General features: G+C 67.5%; 17 protein-coding genes. 9 read left to right on the top strand and 8 right to left on the bottom strand.

All coding sequences use genetic code 11. The annotated features are described in order from the left end of the window. Nucleotides 1-29 precede the first annotated feature (29 nt). Complete coding sequence (locus tag V3B46_RS02490) at nt 30-668, top strand: energy transducer TonB (protein ID WP_329891051.1); 639 nt, start codon at nt 30-32, stop codon at nt 666-668. A 118-nt stretch (nt 669-786) separates the two neighbouring features. Then, nucleotides 787-1359, top strand: coding sequence for an energy transducer TonB (locus tag V3B46_RS02495; RefSeq protein WP_329891052.1), 573 nt, complete (start codon nt 787-789; stop codon nt 1357-1359). Nucleotides 1360-1555: 196 nt separating this feature from the next. On the opposite strand, the gene aroA is transcribed toward V3B46_RS02495, so the two are convergent. The 4 genes from aroA to V3B46_RS02515 all read right to left on the bottom strand — a co-directional run bounded on the left by aroA (nt 1556) and on the right by V3B46_RS02515 (nt 6542). Continuing rightward, on the bottom strand, nt 1556-2863 hold the full coding sequence (gene aroA, locus V3B46_RS02500) for a 3-phosphoshikimate 1-carboxyvinyltransferase (protein ID WP_164171359.1): 1308 nt from the start codon (nt 2861-2863) through the stop codon (nt 1556-1558). 76 nt (nt 2864-2939) lie between these two features. Further along, nucleotides 2940-4139, bottom strand: a complete 1200-nt coding sequence (gene pheA / locus V3B46_RS02505; protein WP_154352879.1) for a prephenate dehydratase — start codon at nt 4137-4139, stop codon at nt 2940-2942. A 51-nt stretch (nt 4140-4190) separates the two neighbouring features. Next, nucleotides 4191-5276: a 3-phosphoserine/phosphohydroxythreonine transaminase gene (gene serC / locus V3B46_RS02510; protein WP_329891053.1), complete on the bottom strand. Its 1086-nt coding sequence runs from the start codon at nt 5274-5276 to the stop codon at nt 4191-4193. A gap of 459 nt (nt 5277-5735) precedes the next feature. Then, nucleotides 5736-6542 (bottom strand): FHA domain-containing protein, encoded by an 807-nt coding sequence (locus V3B46_RS02515; RefSeq protein ID WP_329891054.1) that lies wholly within the window; start codon nt 6540-6542, stop codon nt 5736-5738. A gap of 125 nt (nt 6543-6667) precedes the next feature. Between V3B46_RS02515 and V3B46_RS02520 the strand changes: the two genes are divergently transcribed. The 3 genes from V3B46_RS02520 (at nt 6668) to V3B46_RS02530 (ending at nt 8756) form a co-directional block, all read left to right on the top strand. Next, nucleotides 6668-6943: a polyhydroxyalkanoic acid system family protein gene (locus V3B46_RS02520; protein ID WP_005417302.1), complete on the top strand. Its 276-nt coding sequence runs from the start codon at nt 6668-6670 to the stop codon at nt 6941-6943. A gap of 80 nt (nt 6944-7023) precedes the next feature. Then, nucleotides 7024-7515: a phasin family protein gene (locus tag V3B46_RS02525; RefSeq protein WP_329891055.1), complete on the top strand. Its 492-nt coding sequence runs from the start codon at nt 7024-7026 to the stop codon at nt 7513-7515. 236 nt (nt 7516-7751) lie between these two features. Next, complete coding sequence (locus V3B46_RS02530; protein ID WP_329891056.1) at nt 7752-8756, top strand: restriction endonuclease; 1005 nt, start codon at nt 7752-7754, stop codon at nt 8754-8756. A 120-nt stretch (nt 8757-8876) separates the two neighbouring features. Here the strand turns inward: V3B46_RS02530 and V3B46_RS02535 are convergent, their stop codons facing one another. The 4 genes from V3B46_RS02535 to V3B46_RS02545 form a co-directional block, all read right to left on the bottom strand. Then, nucleotides 8877-9269, bottom strand: a complete 393-nt coding sequence (locus V3B46_RS02535) for a type II toxin-antitoxin system HicB family antitoxin (protein WP_154263956.1) — start codon at nt 9267-9269, stop codon at nt 8877-8879. A 13-nt stretch (nt 9270-9282) separates the two neighbouring features. Continuing rightward, nucleotides 9283-9462 carry a type II toxin-antitoxin system HicA family toxin gene (locus tag V3B46_RS21705; RefSeq protein ID WP_239518973.1) on the bottom strand — a complete coding sequence of 60 codons (180 nt, stop codon included), beginning with the start codon at nt 9460-9462 and terminating at the stop codon, nt 9283-9285. Nucleotides 9463-9555: 93 nt separating this feature from the next. After that, nucleotides 9556-10284 (bottom strand): histidine utilization transcriptional repressor HutC, encoded by a 729-nt coding sequence (hutC, locus tag V3B46_RS02540; protein WP_329891057.1) that lies wholly within the window; start codon nt 10282-10284, stop codon nt 9556-9558. A 28-nt stretch (nt 10285-10312) separates the two neighbouring features. Then, on the bottom strand, nt 10313-11683 hold the full coding sequence (locus V3B46_RS02545) for a formimidoylglutamate deiminase (protein ID WP_329891058.1): 1371 nt from the start codon (nt 11681-11683) through the stop codon (nt 10313-10315). A gap of 67 nt (nt 11684-11750) precedes the next feature. Here V3B46_RS02545 and hutI point away from each other — a divergent pair, with 67 nt between their 5' ends. The 4 genes from hutI to hutU are packed head-to-tail and all read left to right on the top strand — an operon-like array spanning nt 11751 to nt 17027. Beyond that, nucleotides 11751-12974, top strand: a complete 1224-nt coding sequence (hutI, locus tag V3B46_RS02550; protein ID WP_154352887.1) for an imidazolonepropionase — start codon at nt 11751-11753, stop codon at nt 12972-12974. Beyond that, complete coding sequence (hutH, locus tag V3B46_RS02555) at nt 12971-14512, top strand: histidine ammonia-lyase (RefSeq protein ID WP_329891059.1); 1542 nt, start codon at nt 12971-12973, stop codon at nt 14510-14512. Before hutI ends, hutH begins: the two co-directional genes overlap by 4 nt. Continuing rightward, on the top strand, nt 14509-15363 hold the full coding sequence (gene hutG / locus V3B46_RS02560) for an N-formylglutamate deformylase (protein ID WP_106468539.1): 855 nt from the start codon (nt 14509-14511) through the stop codon (nt 15361-15363). Before hutH ends, hutG begins: the two co-directional genes overlap by 4 nt. Further along, on the top strand, nt 15360-17027 hold the full coding sequence (gene hutU, locus V3B46_RS02565) for a urocanate hydratase (RefSeq protein WP_329891061.1): 1668 nt from the start codon (nt 15360-15362) through the stop codon (nt 17025-17027). Before hutG ends, hutU begins: the two co-directional genes overlap by 4 nt. The last annotated feature ends 81 nt before the right edge of the window (nt 17028-17108 follow it).

Raw genomic sequence — 17108 nt, forward strand, 5'->3', positions numbered from 1 at the left:
AATCGGGCCATCCCGTACTGGTCCGGTCCATGTCTGCACCCCGCTCGTCGTCCGCCAAGTCATTCACTGTGCATATCCCGCGCAACGCCCTGAAGATCGCCGGCATCGCCTTCGGCGTGGGCGTGCTGCTGTTCGTGCTGGTCTGGCTGACCGGCCGTGACAAGGAGTTCTTCCGCGCCGACCCGGCCGCACAGACCCCGCAGGAAACCGCCCAGGTCGAGCCCCTGCCGGAACCGCTGGCCGCTGCAGCCGGATCCAGCGACATGCCTGACGCCAAGCCGGCACCGGTGGAGGAAGAAGCGCCGAAGCTGGTCGAAACTGCCCCGCCACCGCCCGCCCCGATCGCCGAGCCGGCCCCGGCCACCCCGGGCGCTGCGCCGGCTGCGACCGGCAACAGCCAGCCGATGCCGATTGCCGGCCAGTCGCCGCCGCCGTCGTACCCCGCCGCCGCCCTGCGCGCCGGTGAAACCGGCACCGTGGTGGTACGCGTGGATGTGGATGCCACCGGCTACCCGAACAACGCCACGGTCATCCAGCGCAGTGGTTCACGCGAGCTCGACCGTGCCGCCACCGACGCGGTGCGCCGCTGGCGTTTCACCCCGGCGCAGAGCAATGGCCAGGCCGTGCCCGGCAGCATTGAAGTGCCGTTCGACTTCAAGACGCAGTAACTGAACACTTCCCGGCAGGCAAACTGAACCCTGCCGGTGGCGTTGACGCAACGCTGACACTTTCCGTCCGTGCTCGGGCAACACTGCCCACGTCGTCCATTGACGGAAGGAGTTTGCGATGACTGCCACCACCCACGAAGACCTTCATTCGCCGCAGCTGCAGCAGGATTCAAGCGTGCAGCACAAGCCCACGTCGCCCTGGATGTGGATCGCGCTGATCGTGGCGATGTTTGCGGCCGCCCTGCTGTGGCTGCGTCATTCCAACCAGGAAGATGTGGCGCCGGCACCGGTCGGTGAGCGCATGTTGCCAGCCCCTGAGCAGGCCGCGGTAACCGATGCAGCGGCGCCCGCAGCGCGCCAGGCTGCGCCGGCCTCCAGCCAGCCCAAGGCTGCACCGGTGGTGCGTAATCGCGAAGCACGCCCGCTGGCCAGCAACCGCATGCCCACCTACCCCGCCGCCGCACTGCGCAGTGGCGTTCAGGGCAGCGTGATTGCCAGCCTGAATGTCGATACCCGCGGCAATGTCGCCAACGCTGCGATCGTTTCGCGCAGCGGCGAGCGCAGCCGCGACCTGGATCGTGCGGTGCTGAACACCGTGCAGAACTGGAAGTTCCAGCCTGCGGTGCATGACGGCCGCGCAGTAGCAAGCGTGGTGCGGGTCCCGGTGGATTTCCGCACCGAGCAGCGTTGATCGCGGACGAGGGGTTCGTGACGTTTCGACGGAGGCTTCGGCCTCCGTCTTTTTATTTGGAGAAGCGTGCCAACCAAGGTTGGCACCTACCGGGTGATGTGAGCGTGCCAACCAAGGTTGGCACCTACCGGGTGATGTGAGCGTGCCAACCAAGGTTGGCACCCACCGGGCCGCGTCATCCGCCGGGTGTGGCCGTTCAGGCCAGATTGAACCCGGCGCTGCGCGCCAGGCCATCGAAGTCCGGGAAGGACGTGGCGACGTTGGCGATGTCGTTGATGCGCACTTCGCCATCGCTGATCTGGCCGGCAATGGCGAAGGCCATTGCGATGCGGTGGTCACCGTGGCTTTCGATGGTGCCGCTGCCCAAGCGCACACCGCCGTGCAGGGTGGCGCCATCTTCGGTTTCGTCCACCTGCATGCCCAGCGCGCGCAGGCCGGTTGCCATCGCCGCAAGACGATCGGATTCCTTCACCCGCAGTTCGGCGGCACCGCTGACCACGGTCTGGCCTTCGGCGGCCGCAGCGGCCACGAACAGGGCCGGGAACTCGTCGATCATGTCCGGCACCAGTGCTTCCGGAATGCGCGCACCCTTCAACGGGGCGTAGCGCACCACCAGGTCGGCCACCGGCTCACCGCCCTGCTCGGCCGGATTCTCTTCGCTGATGTCCGCGCCCATCAGGCGCAGCGCGTGCAGCAGGCCGGTGCGGCGCGGGTTCAGGCCGACCTGCTTCAGTCGCAGTTCGGAGCCGGGAATGATGCTGGCGGCAACCAGATAGAACGCGGCCGAAGAGAAGTCGGCCGGTACCACGATATCCGTGGCGCGCAGGCGCTGGCCGCCACGCAGGCGGGCCTTGCCGGGCGAGAATTCGATGTCCACGCCGAACGCGGACAGCATGCGCTCGGTGTAGTCGCGGGTCGGGTGCGGTTCCACCACGCTGGTTTCGCCCTGCGCATACAGGCCGGCCAGCAGCACCGCCGACTTGATCTGCGCGCTGGCCACCGGCGAGGCGAAGTCGATGCCGTGCAGCGATTGCCCGCCATGCACGTGCAGCGGCGGCGTGCCGTCATCCTGGGTGTCGATCTTCGCGCCCATCTGCGACAGCGGGCCGGTCACGCGGCGCATCGGACGACCGGACAGCGACTCATCGCCGATCAGCGTGCAGTCGAACGCCTGGCCCGCCAGCAGGCCGGCCAGCAGGCGCATGCCGGTACCGGCGTTGCCGCAGTCCAGCGGCGCATCCGGAGCCTGCAGGCCGTCGATACCGACGCCGTGCACGATGCGCTGCGACGGGCTGGGGGTTTCGATGCGCACACCCAGCTGGCTGAAGATGCGCGCGGTCGCGCGGGTGTCTTCGCCTTCCAGGAAGCCTTCGATATGCGAGGTGCCATCAGCCAGCGCGGCGAACATCACCGAGCGGTGCGAGACGGACTTGTCGCCGGGAATGGTCAGGCTGCCCTGCAGCGGCTGGCCCTTGCGGGCGATCCAGTGTTGCGCATTGCTCATCGTTCGATCGTTCCGTAAACGCCGACAGCGCCGGCGATGCATCAGGGAGCGGCGGCCGCAGCCACCGCAGCAGCACTCAGGGCACGGCCACCGGATAGGAGCCCAGCACCTTGATCTGCGCCGAGTGCGCTTCCAGTTCGGCCAGCGCAGCCTGCATCGGCGCGTCGTCGATGTGGCCGGCCAGGTCGATGAAGAAGCCGTATTCCCACTTGCCGTGGTGCGACGGCCGCGACTCGATGCGATTCATGCTGATGCCGTGGCGGGCGAACGGGCTGAGCACGTCGAACAGCGCACCGGGCTTGTCGTGGATGAACACCAGCACCGAGGTGCGGTCATGGCCGGAAGTCGGGAAGATGTTGCGGCCCACCACGAGGAAGCGGGTGGTGTTGTCGGCATCGTTCTGGATCGGCTTGGTGACCACCTTCTTCAGGCCGTACACATGGCCGGCACTCTCGCCACCGATGGCAGCTGCGTCGTCGGCGTTGCGCGCACGGCGCGCGCCTTCGGCGTTGCTCGACACCGGAATCTTCTCGGCCTTCGGCAGGTTGGCGCGCAGCCAGGCCGAGGTCTGCATGAACGACTGCGGGTGCGCGTAGATGCGCTCGATGTCCTCGATGCGGCCACTGCGCGACATCAGGTACTGCTGCACGCGCAGCTCCACTTCGCCGCAGATCTTCAGGTTCGAGGTCAGGAACATGTCCAGGGTGATCTGGATGGTGCCCTGGCCCGAGTTTTCCACCGGCACCACGCCGAAATCGGCGTTGCCCGCTTCCACTTCCTGGAACACTTCTTCGATGCTGGCCATCGGCAGGCCGAGCGCCGAACGGCCGAAATGCTTGAGCACGGCCTGCTGGCTGAAGGTGCCTTCCGGGCCGAGGTAGCCGATCTTCAGCGGCTCCTGCTGGGCCAGGCAGGCCGACATGATCTCGCGGTAGACGTGCACCAGCAGCTCATCGCTGAGCGGGCCTTCGTTGCGGTCCACCACCATGCGCAGCACCTGCGCTTCGCGCTCGGGGCGGTAGTAGTCAACGGCGGCGGCGAGCTTGCCCTTGGCCTTGCCGACCTGGTGCGCGAAGCGTGCGCGCTCGGCGATCAGGTTCTGGATGTCGCGGTCGATCTGGTCGATCTTCGAGCGCACATCGGCCAGCGCCAGCGGCGCCAGGGTGGGCGCCGGGTTCGACGCGGCCTTGGCCTTGCCCTTCGCCTTGGCGGACGCGTTGTCCTTGGCCGGTTCGGCCTTCTTCGGCGCCTTCTTGCTGGATTTGCTGCTTGCCATCGGAATTCCTTGTTGCGGGGCCCGCACCCGACGGTGCGCGCCGTTCATAGCTCAACCGTGACGCTGCTGGAAATCGGCCATGAAGGCGACCAGCGCCTCGGCCCCGGCCAGCGGCATGGCGTTGTACAGCGAGGCACGGATGCCACCGACCACCTTGTGTCCCTTCAGCGCCAGCAGGCCGGCGGCCTTGGCTTCGGTGACGAAACGGGCATCAAGCTCGGCATCGGGCAGGAAGAACGGGATGTTCATCCGCGAACGTGCCGCGTGTGCGACCTCGTTGCGGTAGAAGCCGCCAGAGCCGTCGATGGCGCCGTATACCAGCGCCGCCTTGGCGGCATTGCGCTTGGCGAACTCGGCCACGCCGCCTTCGGCCAGCATCCACTTGAACACCAGGCCGGCCAGATACCAGTTCCAGGTCGGCGGGGTGTTGAGCATCGAATCGCGGGCGACGTGCGAGCGGTAATCGAAGATGTCCGCACGTGGCTGGCCACTGCGCTCGAGCAGGTCGCGGCGGATGATCATCACCGCGATGCCGACCGGGCCGAGGTTCTTCTGCGCGCCGGCGTAGATCACGCCATAACGGCGCACGTCCAGCGGCTCACTGGCGATGGACGAGCTGAAATCAGCGACCAGCGGAACGTTGCCGGTATCGGGCACATCACGGAATTCGACGCCGTGGATGGTCTCGTTGGCGGTGATGTGCACGTAGGCGGCATCGGGCGACAGCTGCCAGTCGGCACGCGCCGGCAACTCGCGGTAGCCGTTGGCCTCGCTGCTGGCCGCAATGTTGACGTCAACGTAGACACCGGCCTGCTTGACCGCCGTCTTGCCCCAGTGGCCACTGACCACGTAATCGGCACGCTGGCCCGGGGTGGCGAAGTTGAGCGGGATCAGCGCCTGCTGGGTGGTGGCACCACCGGACAGGAAGAGCACCGCATAGTCTTCGGGAATATCGAGCAGGCGACGCAGGTCGGCCTCGGCCTCGGCGGCCACGGACATGAACTCCGCGCCGCGATGGCTCATTTCCACGATGGAGGCACCGCTACCGTGCCAGTCCAGCATTTCCGCCTGCGCCTGGCGCAGGACCGATTCCGGCAAGGTTGCAGGGCCGGCACTGAAGTTGAACGCGCGCGTCATGTCACACCTGTGGGGCAAGACCCCTAGTATGCCGCAGTGCACCAGCCTTGCGGCCTTGTGGCGCAAGGGAAATTTGGTTTCATTGGAATCCATTGGCCAGCAGCAATGCTCCGGTAGTCGCCGACCTTGGTCGGCGAACGCCGTCAGGCGTCATCCCCACCGAAGGAGCGTGCCGACCAAGGTCGGCACCTACCAGAGCGGATCCAGCGGATTCAGACCAGGAGCAATGCCCCGGTAGTCGCCGACCTTGGTCGGCGTACGCCGTCAGGCGTCATCCCTGTCGAAGGAGCGTGCCGACCAAGGTCGGCACCTACCAGAGCGGATCCAGCGGATTCAGACCAGGAGCAATGCCCCGGTAGTCGCCGACCTTGGTCGGCGTACGCCGTCAGGCGTCATCCCCGTCGAAGGAGCGTGCCGACCGAGGTCGGCACCTACCAGAGCGGATCCGGCCGGTTCAGATCAGCGCGCGCCGAACCAGAGCAGCAGGCTGAGCACCGCCGCCAGCAGCAGCGCACTCACCAGCAGCCACGGCCAGCGCCGGACCTTGCGCGGCACGGCCGGCAGCACCGGCGCCTGCTCGGCGTCCTGGCTGGCCTCGTCTTCCGCCGGCAGCGGGCGCCGGCGCGGGTCATGCGGCACTTCCAGCACGAACCGGTGCTGGCCATCGAACACTACCTGGTCGCCCGCCTGCAGCCAGCAGTGGCGCACGGCCACACCGTTGACCCGGGTGCCGTCGGCACTGCCCAGGTCGCGCAGCAGCACGCGCTCGCCGTGCACTTCCACCCGGGCATGCTGTTCGGCGAAGGCCGGTTCATTGATCTCGATGTCCGCGTCGCCGCCGCGACCGACCAAGCGGGTTCGCGACAGGGTGAAGCTGCGGCCATGGTGTAGTCCGCCGACGCCGCGCAGCAGGCGCTGCTGCTCATCGGAGCCATCGTCGTTCTTCGGCGCAGGCGCCTGCAGCAGGCTCTCGACCTCACCCTGCAGGACAATCTCCACGCCATCCACGTACACCGCATCGCCTGCACGCAGCAGCGCCATGCGCCGTACCGGGCGACCATTCACGTGGATGCCGCGGATGCCGTTGCCGACCTGCAGCCAGAGACCGCGATCATCCATGCAGAACTGCGCCAGCAGCAGGGCGCCGTTGCCGGCATCGCCGAGCCGCACACTGCCGTTGGCCTGGCGCACGATGCGTTGCACCCCGGGCCTCAGCGGCTGGTCGGGCTGTTGTTGTTGACTGAAGTGAACAAGCAGGTTCTGCACGCGGCGCAGCCTAGCAGGTTGGCCGCCAACGAAGAAGAACCCACGATGAGTGCTTGGCGCGGAGGCCCTCGATGCGCACAATGCTCGCCCTCATTGATCATCCCCGCCCTGCGCCAGGAGCCTGCATGTCCACCATCGATGTCCGCCACGCCCACGCCCTGCCCGACGCACAGGCGCGCGCCGCGATCGAACAGGTTGCCGCCAAGTTGTCCGAGCGCTTCGGCCTGAAGTCGTCCTGGACTGCCGACGTACTGAATTTCTCCGGCAGTGGCGTGGACGGCGCGATCGAACTGCAGCCGGGCGCCGTGCGCGTGACGGCCAAGCTGGGCTTCCTGCTGTCGGCGATGAAGGGCATGGTCGAAGGCGAGATCCAGCGCGTTCTGAAGGAAAAGCTGGGCTGAACCCCGGCGGCGGCCATCACGGCCGTGCAACGCCAACGCGCGCTACTCTCGGAGCAGGCCCAACTCCCACGGGAAGTGCGATGAACCACTACGAGAACGACGACCGCCGCAACGACGACGCCTCTTTCGGTGACCAGGCCGAGCGCTTCTCGCGCAAGCTGAGTGACTCGGCGCAGCAGGTCTGGTTGGCCGGCCTGGGCGCTCTTGGCCGTGCACAGGCCGAAGGCAGCCGCTTCTTCCACGGCCTGGTGAAGGAAGGCGAAGCCTGGGAAGCCCGCCGCCGTGAACGCAACGGCGAACGGGGCCCGGGCTGGCGCGACAACGTTGAAACGTCTCTGGACGAGGCCCGCGAGAAGGCTTCCGGCACCTGGAACAAGGTCGAGAAGGCCTTTGATGACCAGGTGCAGGGCGTGCTCAAGCGCCTGCATGTCCCTACTGCCGACGAAGTGACTGCGCTGGAGGCCCGCATCGATGCCCTGCACGCGCGCCTGGCCAAGCTGGAGAATCGCGACACCTCGGGCACGGATGCGCCTGCACCGGGCAGTCATCAGTCGCCCGGCAGCGTGCCCTGACCGGCCATTGTTGCAATGCAATAAATTTTGACTGACAATCGCGAGCAACCCGCCAATCGCTTCGGCTGCCGTTTGTTCCCTCCCCTCACGGCTTCAGGATTGGCGGGTTTTTCGTGCCCGCGGTATTCCGAACTGCGTGCTCCATCACGCTTACTGTCAGGAACCTCCTGACTCAGCGGCACGGCGCGACCTTTACACTGTCGCCTTCGCATTCGCCCCTTCCGCGCACCTCCTGCATGCTCCCTTGGATCCTGGCCCTGCTGTCGGCCCTGCTTACCTGTTCCCTGGCCGTTGTCTATCTGTGGTGGATCAAACGGCGGCAGAAGGAGATGCAACTCGGCCTGCAGGCCCTGGCTGGCATGCACTGGCGCGAATTCTCGGTACTGGTCAAGCGCATGCTGCGCGAGCAGCGCGGCCTGCGCGAACTGGATGACCCGGGCGAGGAATCCCGCGAGCCAAGCAGCGATTTCCTGCTCAGTGACGGCCCCAACAGCTGGCTGGTGTCGTGCAAGCACGGCCTGGCCTATCGTATCGGCACCGCCGCAGTGAACGAACTGGGTGCGGCCGCGCGCCTGGCCGGCGCCAAGGGCGGCGTACTGCTGACCGAAGGCCGGATGGAACGCGACGGCCGCAGCGCTGCCGAGAAGCAGGCAGTCGAGGTGCTGGACGGCCCGCGCCTGTGGCCGCTGCTGCAGCCCTATCTGCCGGTTGATATCGAAGCCCGTGTGCGTGCCAGTGCCCGTCATGAGGCGCTGCGTCGCATTGCCATTGCCGCATTGGGTTCGGTGACGCTGGGCCTGCTGGTGGGACTGGGCCTGCACGGCCTGCATGTGCAGGACGCCCCGCTCGTTGCGGAGGTGCCGGTCGCCCCCGCGCCCGTTCCGCCTGCGGTTGAAGCGGCGCCCGAACCGGCCCCCGCTACCAGACCACCGGCCGCTGCGCCTGCACCGGCCACGTCCTCAACCGACGCGCGCAGCAACCCCAACCCGGATGCCGCCACGCTGGAGCGCTTCCAGGCCGATCTGTCCCGTGCCTTGGCCGGCAAGCCCGGCATCGCCAGCGGCGTCTGGCTGACCCGCCAGACCCTGGCGATCAACCGCACCGGCGAGCTGGACGCGGTGTGGCCGCGGGTCTGCGAGGAAGTTCTGCACTATCCTGCCCTGCGCAACGTGCGCATCCAGCTCAACGCCCGCCCCGGCGTGGATGAGCCGGTGCGCTGGCGGCAGTGCGCCACGTATTGATTGGGGTGTCCGTAGATCAACGCCATGCGTGGATGCCCTTGTAGAGTCGAGCCATGCTCGACTCCTCGCGCAACGCGCAAAAAGCAGCCGAGCATGGGCTCGGCTCTACACTGCACTGGATCAGCCCAGCGCAGCGAGATGGGCGATGTAGCTGGAGCGGGATTCACCGGCCGCCCTGGCCTGCGCATCCAGCCTCGCCAGGATGCGACGCGGCAGGCTGATGTTGACCCGCTCGATGGTGTCGTCCAGCAGGGCCGGATCAATGCAGATGTAGGCAAGAATCCACTTCGTATCGCCAGAGGCCTCGGCGACGACCTTCTGTGGCGCGGAAGGACTGGGAATCGAGCGTCCCTCATCCAGGGCCGCATCAATCCAGGCGAGCGCGGCCTCCTCGGCAGCGCTGAGCGCATCCTCAAGCGAGTCGGCAGCCGAGAAGCACCCCGGCAGATCGGGAACGACGACGCCCCACGCGGTGCGTTCATCGCCCGCCTCAATCAAGACTGGATAGCGCATGGAACCTCCTACGTCAGCCCTGCGAGCTTCCGCAATGCCTGCACCAGCCCCTTGCCCAGATCCTTTTTGGGGTGAGGCGCGGTGATGATGTGAAGCCGCTGCGCGGGTGCACGAATACATGATGGGATCCGCGAATCCTGCAACAGGTCCAACCTGCCGCCTCCAGATCCCGGATGAGGTCCCTGCTCTTCATGCAGGGACGATACACATCGTACACACGCGCCGACAGAGTTCAAGGCGACAGCCGTTTCGGCCGCGTAGATCCACGCCGTGCGTGGATACGCCCCTACCTTGCCCCCGGCGCGAAGCGCGCCACCAGGTCCCAGGCGTCGCCGAGGAACACCTGGCGCACACGGGTGATCGGCTGCTCGCCGCGCCAGGTCAGGCGCTCGATCACCAGGCAGGCGGTGCCCGGCTTCACCTCCAGCAGCTTGGCGCTGGCGGTGTCCGCACCCCAGGCACTGATGCGGTGCTGGGCACGGGTCCAGGACACGTTCTGCAGCAGCCAGCTGCCCGGCGCAGTGGTGCTGAAATCGACCTCCAACACCTCCGGCACGCCCACCGGGCTGATCAGGCGGTGCTCCAGCGCCAGCGGGCGACCATCGGCCAGATGCAGGCAACGCATCGCCAGCAGGTTTTCCTGCCCGGCCAGCTCGACTTCACCGGCATTGCCGGCATCGGCAAGGCGCAGCTCGCGCTGCAGCAGACGATAGGCGTACTGATGGCCGCGCGAGCCGACCTCCATCGCGATGTCGGGAATCTCCAGCGCCACCTGCTCCAGGTGCGGCGGTTGCCGCGCCACGAACGAGCCAGCGCGACGGCGGCGCTCGATCATGCCGCTCTCGGCCAGCGCGGTCAGCACCTTGTTCACGGTCATCCGCGAGCAGCCGTACTGCTCCATCAGCTCGTGTTCGTACGGAATACGGAAGCCCGGCGCCCACTCTCCGCTGAGGATGCGGCTTTCCAGATCGCTGCGGATACGCTGGTTGAGCGTGGCGGACTTGCTGGCCTTCACGTAATGGAGTCTCGGTGGCGGGAGGCGATCAGCCCAGCACGCCGCGCAGGGCGGCAGCGAAGGCGCTGGTGATCGCCTCGCGTTGCAGGTGGCGGCCGTCGGCCACGCATTGGCGGCCATGGCGCCAGACCGATCGCAGCGCGCCATTACGTGCGGCGAACACCCAGCTGTCAAGCCATGCGTCATCCTGTCGCGCCTGCAGCGCGGGGTGCTCAGCATCCAGTTCGACCAGATCGGCACTGGCGCCCACTTGCAGGCCGGCAGCCACGCCCAACGCCTGTGCGCCGCCCTGCAATGCACCTTCGAACAGGAAGCGGCCGCTGCTGCGGGTGGCATCCGGCGCCAGCACATTGCGCCCGCGCAGAGTCAGCCGCTGACCGTATTCGAGCAGGCGCAGCTCTTCGGCCGCATCGATCAGCACATTGGAATCGGAGCCGACACCGAAGCGACCGCCTTCGCGCGCGAACGCCTGCATCGGAAACAGGCCATCGCCCAGATTGGCCTCGGTGATCGGGCACAGCCCAGCCACGGCCTGGCTGGCCACAATGGACGCGCGCTCGTCATCGGTGATGTGGGTGGCATGCACTAGGCACCAGCGCGCATCCACCGGCGCATGGTCGTACAGCCACTGCACCGGGCGCTGGCCGCTCCAGGCCAGGCAGGCCTCGACTTCACGCACCTGCTCGGCGATGTGGATGTGCACCGGGCCGTCGGTCAGCGGCAGCAACGCACTCAGTTCCTCGCCGGTGACTGCACGCAGGCTGTGCGGTGCGATGCCGAGGACCGCGTCGGGCAGCGCGGCCAATGACGGCTTGGCGGCGTCCAGCAGCTGCGCAAATCCCTCTACGTCGTGGATCAGGCGTCGCTGCGCGGGGTTTGGTGCCGCCCCGCCGAAATCGGCATGCGCATAGAACACCGGCAGCAGGGTCAGGCCGATGCCGGTCTGGTCGGCGGCCGCCGCAATCCGAGCGCTCATCTCGGCACGGTTGGCATGCGGCCGGCCATCAGCATCATGGTGCAGGTAGTGGAATTCGCCGACGCGGGTAAAGCCGCTTTCCAGCATTTCCATGTAAGCCTGGGCGGCGATGGCCTGCACCGCGTCCGGGCGCAGATGGGCCAGGAAGCGGTACATCAGCTCGCGCCAGCTCCAGAAGCTGTCACCGTCGCCGCCGCCGATCTCGGTCAGCCCGGCCATGCCGCGCTGGAAGGCATGGCTGTGCAGATTGGGCAGGCCCGGCACCAGGATGCCGACGCGGGTGTCACCGTCCTGCGCGCCCTGCCCCGTGTGGATCGCCGTGATGCGGCCGTCCTGCACCTGCAGGCGGACATCGCGGGCCCAGCCGTCGGCCAGCAGGGTGTGGGCGGCATGGAAACAATGCGGGGAACGCGAATCGGACATGGCTGGACAACCCGAAATGGACGCCTATATTGTATAGACATATAAGCACAGCCGCGTTGTGGATGCCATGCACGTCGATACCCTCTGGTCCAACGTCCACCTGATCACCCTCGATGGCGAGGGGCTGGGTGTCATCCGCGATGGCGTACTGGCCTGCGCCGACGGCCGCATCGTTCATGTCGGCGCGGTCGGCAGCGATGCCCACCTGCAGCCGACCACCCGCATCGACGGCGAAGGCCGCTGGATCTCGCCGGGCCTGATCGACTGCCATACCCACCTGGTCTACGCCGGCAACCGCGCCAACGAATTCGAGCAGCGCCTGCAGGGCGTCAGCTATGCCGAGATCGCCCGTGCCGGTGGCGGCATCGTCTCTACCGTGCGCGCCACCCGTGCTGCCACCCCGGAACAGCTGGCCAGCGAAAGCCGGCCACGCCTGCTGGCGATGCGCGCCGAGGGCGTGACCACCCTCGAGATCAAGTCCGGCTACGGCCTGACCCTGCCCGACGAACGCAAGCAGCTGCAGGTGGCGCGTGCGCTGGGTGAGGAGTGCCGGGTCAACGTGGTGACCACCTTCCTCGGTGCGCACGCGATTCCGCCGGGCCGCGAAGCGCAGGAGTACACCGACGAGGTGTGCAACGTGATGATTCCGGCCATCGCCGCCGAAGGCCTGGCCGAAGCGGTGGATGTGTTCTGCGAGAACATCGCGTTCTCGCCGGCACAGGCGCGGCAGGTCTTCGAAGCGGCACGCGCCCACGGGCTGGCGGTGAAGATCCACGCCGAGCAACTGAGCAACCAGCATGGCGCCGAACTGGCCGCCAGCTTCGGTGCACTCTCGGCCGACCATATCGAACATCTGGACGATGCCGGCATTGCCGCGATGGCGGCGGCCGGCACCGTCGCCGTGCTGCTGCCCGGTGCCTTCTATTTCACCCGCGATACCACTCTGCCGCCGATTGCGGCGCTGCGCGCGGCCGGCGTGCCACTGGCGCTGGCCACCGACAGCAACCCCGGCACCTCACCACTGACCAGCCCGCTGCTGGCGATGAACATGGGCGCCACCCTGTTCCGCCTGACCGTGGACGAGTGCATCGCCGGCTTCACCCGTGAGGCGGCACGCGCATTGGGCCATGGCGAGCGCATCGGCCGCCTGGCCGTGGGCCTGGACTGCGACCTGGCGATCTGGGACATCGACGCCCCCGCCGACCTGGTCTATCGCATTGGATTCAACCCGCTGCACGCGCGCGTGGTGCGCGGACAGCCCGACCTGCCTGCCTCCTGGAGCAACACATGAGCAACACCCTGGTTCTTCGCCCCGGCCATGTCACTCTTGCCCAGTGGCGGCAGGTCTATCGCGGTGCGCCGCTTGCACTGGACCCCGCCGCGCTGCCGGTGGTGCGCGCCAGTGCGGCGGCCGTCGCCGCCATCGTCGCCAAGGGCGCGCCGGTCTATGGCATCAACACCGGCTTCGGCAAGCTGGCCAGCGTGCGCATCGAGCGCGAGGACCTGGCCACCCTGCAGCGGAACATCGTGCTCTCGCATGCTGCCGGTGTGGGCGAGCCGATGCCGGCCAGCGTGGTGCGCCTGATGATGGCGCTGAAGCTGGTCAGCCTGGCCCAGGGCGCATCGGGCGTGCGCGAGGAAACCCTGCTGCTGCTGGAAGCCATGCTGATCAAGGGCGTTCTGCCGGTGGTGCCCGCACAGGGCTCGGTGGGTGCCTCGGGTGACCTGGCCCCGCTCTCGCACCTGGCCAGCGTGATGCTGGGCGTCGGCGAAGCCTTCATTGGTGACGAGCGCCTGCCGGCGGTCGATGCACTGGCACGTGCCGGCCTGCAGCCGATCGAGCTGGGCGCGAAGGAAGGCCTGGCACTGCTCAATGGCACCCAGTTCTCCACCGCGTATGCGCTGGCCGGCCTGTTCGAGATCGAGACCGTGTTCCAGGCCGCGCTGGTCACCGGCGCGCTGTCGGTGGAAGCGGCCAAGGGTTCTGACACGCCGTTCGACCCGCGCATCCACACGATCCGCGGCCAACGCGGCCAGATCGCCACCGCCGCCACCCTGCGCACGCTGATGCAGGGTTCGGACATCCGCGAATCGCACCGCGACAACGACGTACGCGTGCAGGATCCGTACTGCCTGCGCTGCCAGCCGCAGGTGATGGGCGCGGCGCTGGACATCCTGCGCCAGGCCGCGACCACGCTGGAAATCGAAGCCAACGGCGTGTCCGACAATCCGCTGGTGTTCACCGATACCGGCGAAGCCCTGTCCGGTGGCAACTTCCACGCCGAGCCGGTGGCCTTCGCCGCCGACATGCTGGCGATGGCGGTGTGCGAGATCGGTTCGATCAGCGAGCGCCGCCTGGCAATGCTGGTGGACCCCGCGCTGTCCGGCCTGCCGGCGTTCCTGACCCCGCGCCCGGGCCTGAATTCCGGTTTCATGATTCCGCAGGTGACCGCCGCCGCGCTGGTCTCGGAAAACAAGCAGCGCGCCTACCCGGCCAGCGTCGATTCGATCCCGACCTCGGCCAATCAGGAAGACCATGTGTCGATGGCCGCACACGGTGCGCGCCGCCTGATGCAGATGGCCGAGAATGCCGCCAACGTGATCGGCATCGAGCTGCTGGCCGCTGCGCAGGGCTGCGACTTCCATGCGCCGCTGCGCTCCAGTGCCGCGCTGGAATCCGTGCGCGCCACCCTGCGTGCGCAGGTGCCGACGCTGGAAGAGGACCGCTACTTCCATCCGGACATGGTGACCGCCACGAGCCTGGTGCGCAGCGGCGCGCTGGCGCAGGGCCTGGGCGAGCTGCTGCCAACCGTGGAACCGCAGGCATGAAGACCCAACCCGAATGGCTGACGGTGCACGAAGGCGATGCGCCGCTGATCGTCAGCTTCCCGCATACCGGCAGCGAGCTGCCGCACGACCTGATCGGCGACTACCACTCGCCATGGCTGGCTCGTCGCGACGCCGACTGGTGGGTGCACGAACTCTACGATTTCGTGCGCGGCATGGGCGCGACCACGGTGCGCTCGGCAATCTCGCGCTCGGTGATCGACCTCAACCGCGATCCCAGCGGCGTGTCGCTGTACCCGGGCCAGAACACCACCGGCCTGTGCCCGCTGACCACCTTCGACAACCAGCCGCTGTACCACGCCGGCCGCGAACCGGATGACGCGGAAATCGCCCGTCGCCGCGACACGTACTTCCTGCCTTACCACGATGCGCTGGCTGCGCAGATCACGCGCCTGCGTGCGAAGTTCGGCACTGTCGTGGTGTATGACGCGCACTCGATCCGCTCGCATATCCCGCACCTGTTCGACGGTGAACTGCCGCAGTTCAATCTCGGCACCGCCGGCCCGTCCGGTGCGCCGGATACCTCCTGCGACAACGCGTTGAGCGATGTGGTGGAGAACCTGCTGAAGATCAGTGGCATGAGCCAGGTGCGCAACGGCCGCTTCAAGGGCGGTTGGATCACCCGCCATTACAGCAACGTCGCCGGCGGCGTGCACAGCCTGCAGATGGAACTTGCCTGCCGCGGCTACATGCACGAACCCCTGCCGGACCAGGTGGACGAACACAGCTGGCCCACCCCGCTCGACCCCGACCACGCCGCACCGCTGCGCCACACCCTGGCGCAGGTGCTCAACGCCTGTCTTGAATTCGCTACGAACCGGAGCGCCGCATGACCCGCAACGACCCGTCCCGCACCATTGCCGCGCCGACCGGCACCACGCTCAATGCCAAGAGCTGGCTGACTGAAGCGCCGCTGCGCATGCTGATGAACAACCTGCACCCGGACGTGGCCGAACGGCCGCAGGAACTGGTGGTGTACGGCGGCATCGGCCGAGCCGCGCGCGACTGGGAGAGCTTCGATGCCATCGTCGAGACGCTCAAGCGCCTGGACGACGACCAGACTCTGCTGGTGCAGTCAGGCAAGCCGGTGGGCGTGTTCCGCACCCACGCCGATGCGCCGCGCGTGCTGATCGCCAATTCCAACCTGGTGCCGCGCTGGGCCAACTGGGACCACTTCAACGAGCTGGATAAGAAGGGCCTGGCCATGTATGGCCAGATGACCGCCGGCAGCTGGATCTACATCGGTGCGCAGGGCATCGTGCAGGGCACCTACGAGACCTTCGTGGAGATGGGACGCCAGCACTTCGGTGGCGACCTGACCGGCAAGTGGCTGTTCACCGGCGGCCTGGGCGGCATGGGTGGCGCGCAGCCGCTGGCCGCCGTGATGGCCGGTGCCTCGTGTCTGGCCGTCGAGTGCCGCAAGAGCAGCATCGACATGCGCCTGCGCACCGGCTACCTGGATACCTGGACCGACAACCTGGACGAAGCGCTGCGCCTGATCGATGAATCGTGCAAGGCCGGCACGCCGAAGTCGGTGGGCCTGCTCGGCAACGTCGCGGATGTGTTGGCCGAACTGCTCAAGCGCGGCGTGAAGCCGGACCTGCTGACCGACCAGACCTCCGCGCACGATCCGGTAAATGGCTACCTGCCGCAGGGCTGGACGGTCGAGCAGTGGGATGAGAAGCGCGTGAGTGCTCCGAAGGAAGTGGAGAAAGCCGCGCGCGCGTCGATGGCCAACCACATCCGCGCCATGCTCGGCTTCCACGCGCTGGGCGTGCCGACCGTGGACTACGGCAACAACCTGCGGCAGATGGCGCTGGAAGAAGGCGTGGCCAATGCCTTCGACTTCCCCGGTTTCGTGCCGGCCTACATCCGCCCGCTGTTCTGCCGTGGCATCGGCCCGTTCCGCTGGGCCGCACTGAGTGGCGACCCGGAGGACATCGCCAAGACCGATGCCAAGGTGAAGGAACTGATTCCAGACAACCCGCACCTGCACCGCTGGCTGGACATGGCCGCCGAGAAGATCAAATTCCAGGGCCTGCCCGCACGCATCTGCTGGGTGGGGCTGGGCGACCGTGATCGCCTCGGCCTGGCCTTCAACGAAATGGTGGCCAACGGCGAACTGAAGGCACCCGTGGTGATTGGTCGTGACCATCTGGACAGCGGCAGCGTGGCGTCGCCGAACCGCGAAACCGAAGCGATGGCCGATGGCTCCGATGCGGTGTCTGACTGGCCGCTGCTGAACGCCCTGCTCAACACCGCCAGCGGCGCGACCTGGGTGTCGCTGCACCACGGTGGTGGCGTGGGCATGGGCTTTTCGCAGCATGCCGGCATGGTGATCGTCTGCGACGGCACCGAGGCAGCGGCGAAGCGGATTGGCCGTGTGCTGTGGAACGACCCGGCGACCGGCGTGATGCGCCATGCCGATGCGGGGTATGAGATCGCGGTGGAGTGCGCGAAGGAAAAGGGCCTGGATCTGCCGGGGATTCTGCGCTGATCGAGCGGCGCCGGGCTTGGCCCGGCGCTACCGGATGCGGGTGGGGGTTGGGGGCGCGGGGCGCGCCCCCCCGCCGGGGGG

Origin of the sequence: Stenotrophomonas sp. SMYL11 (genome assembly GCF_036320005.1) — a bacterium.
GTDB classification, from domain to species: Bacteria; Pseudomonadota; Gammaproteobacteria; order Xanthomonadales; family Xanthomonadaceae; genus Stenotrophomonas; species Stenotrophomonas maltophilia_A.

Coding starts and splice junctions, on each gene's coding strand:
- V3B46_RS02490 (WP_329891051.1), top strand. CDS start 30: ATGTCTGCACCCCGCTCGTCGTCCGCCAAGTCATTCACTGTGCATATC.
- V3B46_RS02495 (WP_329891052.1), top strand. CDS start 787: ATGACTGCCACCACCCACGAAGACCTTCATTCGCCGCAGCTGCAGCAG.
- aroA (WP_164171359.1), bottom strand. CDS start 2,863: ATGAGCAATGCGCAACACTGGATCGCCCGCAAGGGCCAGCCGCTGCAG.
- pheA (WP_154352879.1), bottom strand. CDS start 4,139: ATGGCAAGCAGCAAATCCAGCAAGAAGGCGCCGAAGAAGGCCGAACCG.
- serC (WP_329891053.1), bottom strand. CDS start 5,276: ATGACGCGCGCGTTCAACTTCAGTGCCGGCCCTGCAACCTTGCCGGAA.
- V3B46_RS02520 (WP_005417302.1), top strand. CDS start 6,668: ATGTCCACCATCGATGTCCGCCACGCCCACGCCCTGCCCGACGCACAG.
- V3B46_RS02525 (WP_329891055.1), top strand. CDS start 7,024: ATGAACCACTACGAGAACGACGACCGCCGCAACGACGACGCCTCTTTC.
- V3B46_RS02530 (WP_329891056.1), top strand. CDS start 7,752: ATGCTCCCTTGGATCCTGGCCCTGCTGTCGGCCCTGCTTACCTGTTCC.
- V3B46_RS02535 (WP_154263956.1), bottom strand. CDS start 9,269: ATGCGCTATCCAGTCTTGATTGAGGCGGGCGATGAACGCACCGCGTGG.
- V3B46_RS21705 (WP_239518973.1), bottom strand. CDS start 9,462: ATGAAGAGCAGGGACCTCATCCGGGATCTGGAGGCGGCAGGTTGGACC.
- V3B46_RS02545 (WP_329891058.1), bottom strand. CDS start 11,683: ATGTCCGATTCGCGTTCCCCGCATTGTTTCCATGCCGCCCACACCCTG.
- hutI (WP_154352887.1), top strand. CDS start 11,751: ATGCACGTCGATACCCTCTGGTCCAACGTCCACCTGATCACCCTCGAT.
- hutH (WP_329891059.1), top strand. CDS start 12,971: ATGAGCAACACCCTGGTTCTTCGCCCCGGCCATGTCACTCTTGCCCAG.
- hutG (WP_106468539.1), top strand. CDS start 14,509: ATGAAGACCCAACCCGAATGGCTGACGGTGCACGAAGGCGATGCGCCG.
- hutU (WP_329891061.1), top strand. CDS start 15,360: ATGACCCGCAACGACCCGTCCCGCACCATTGCCGCGCCGACCGGCACC.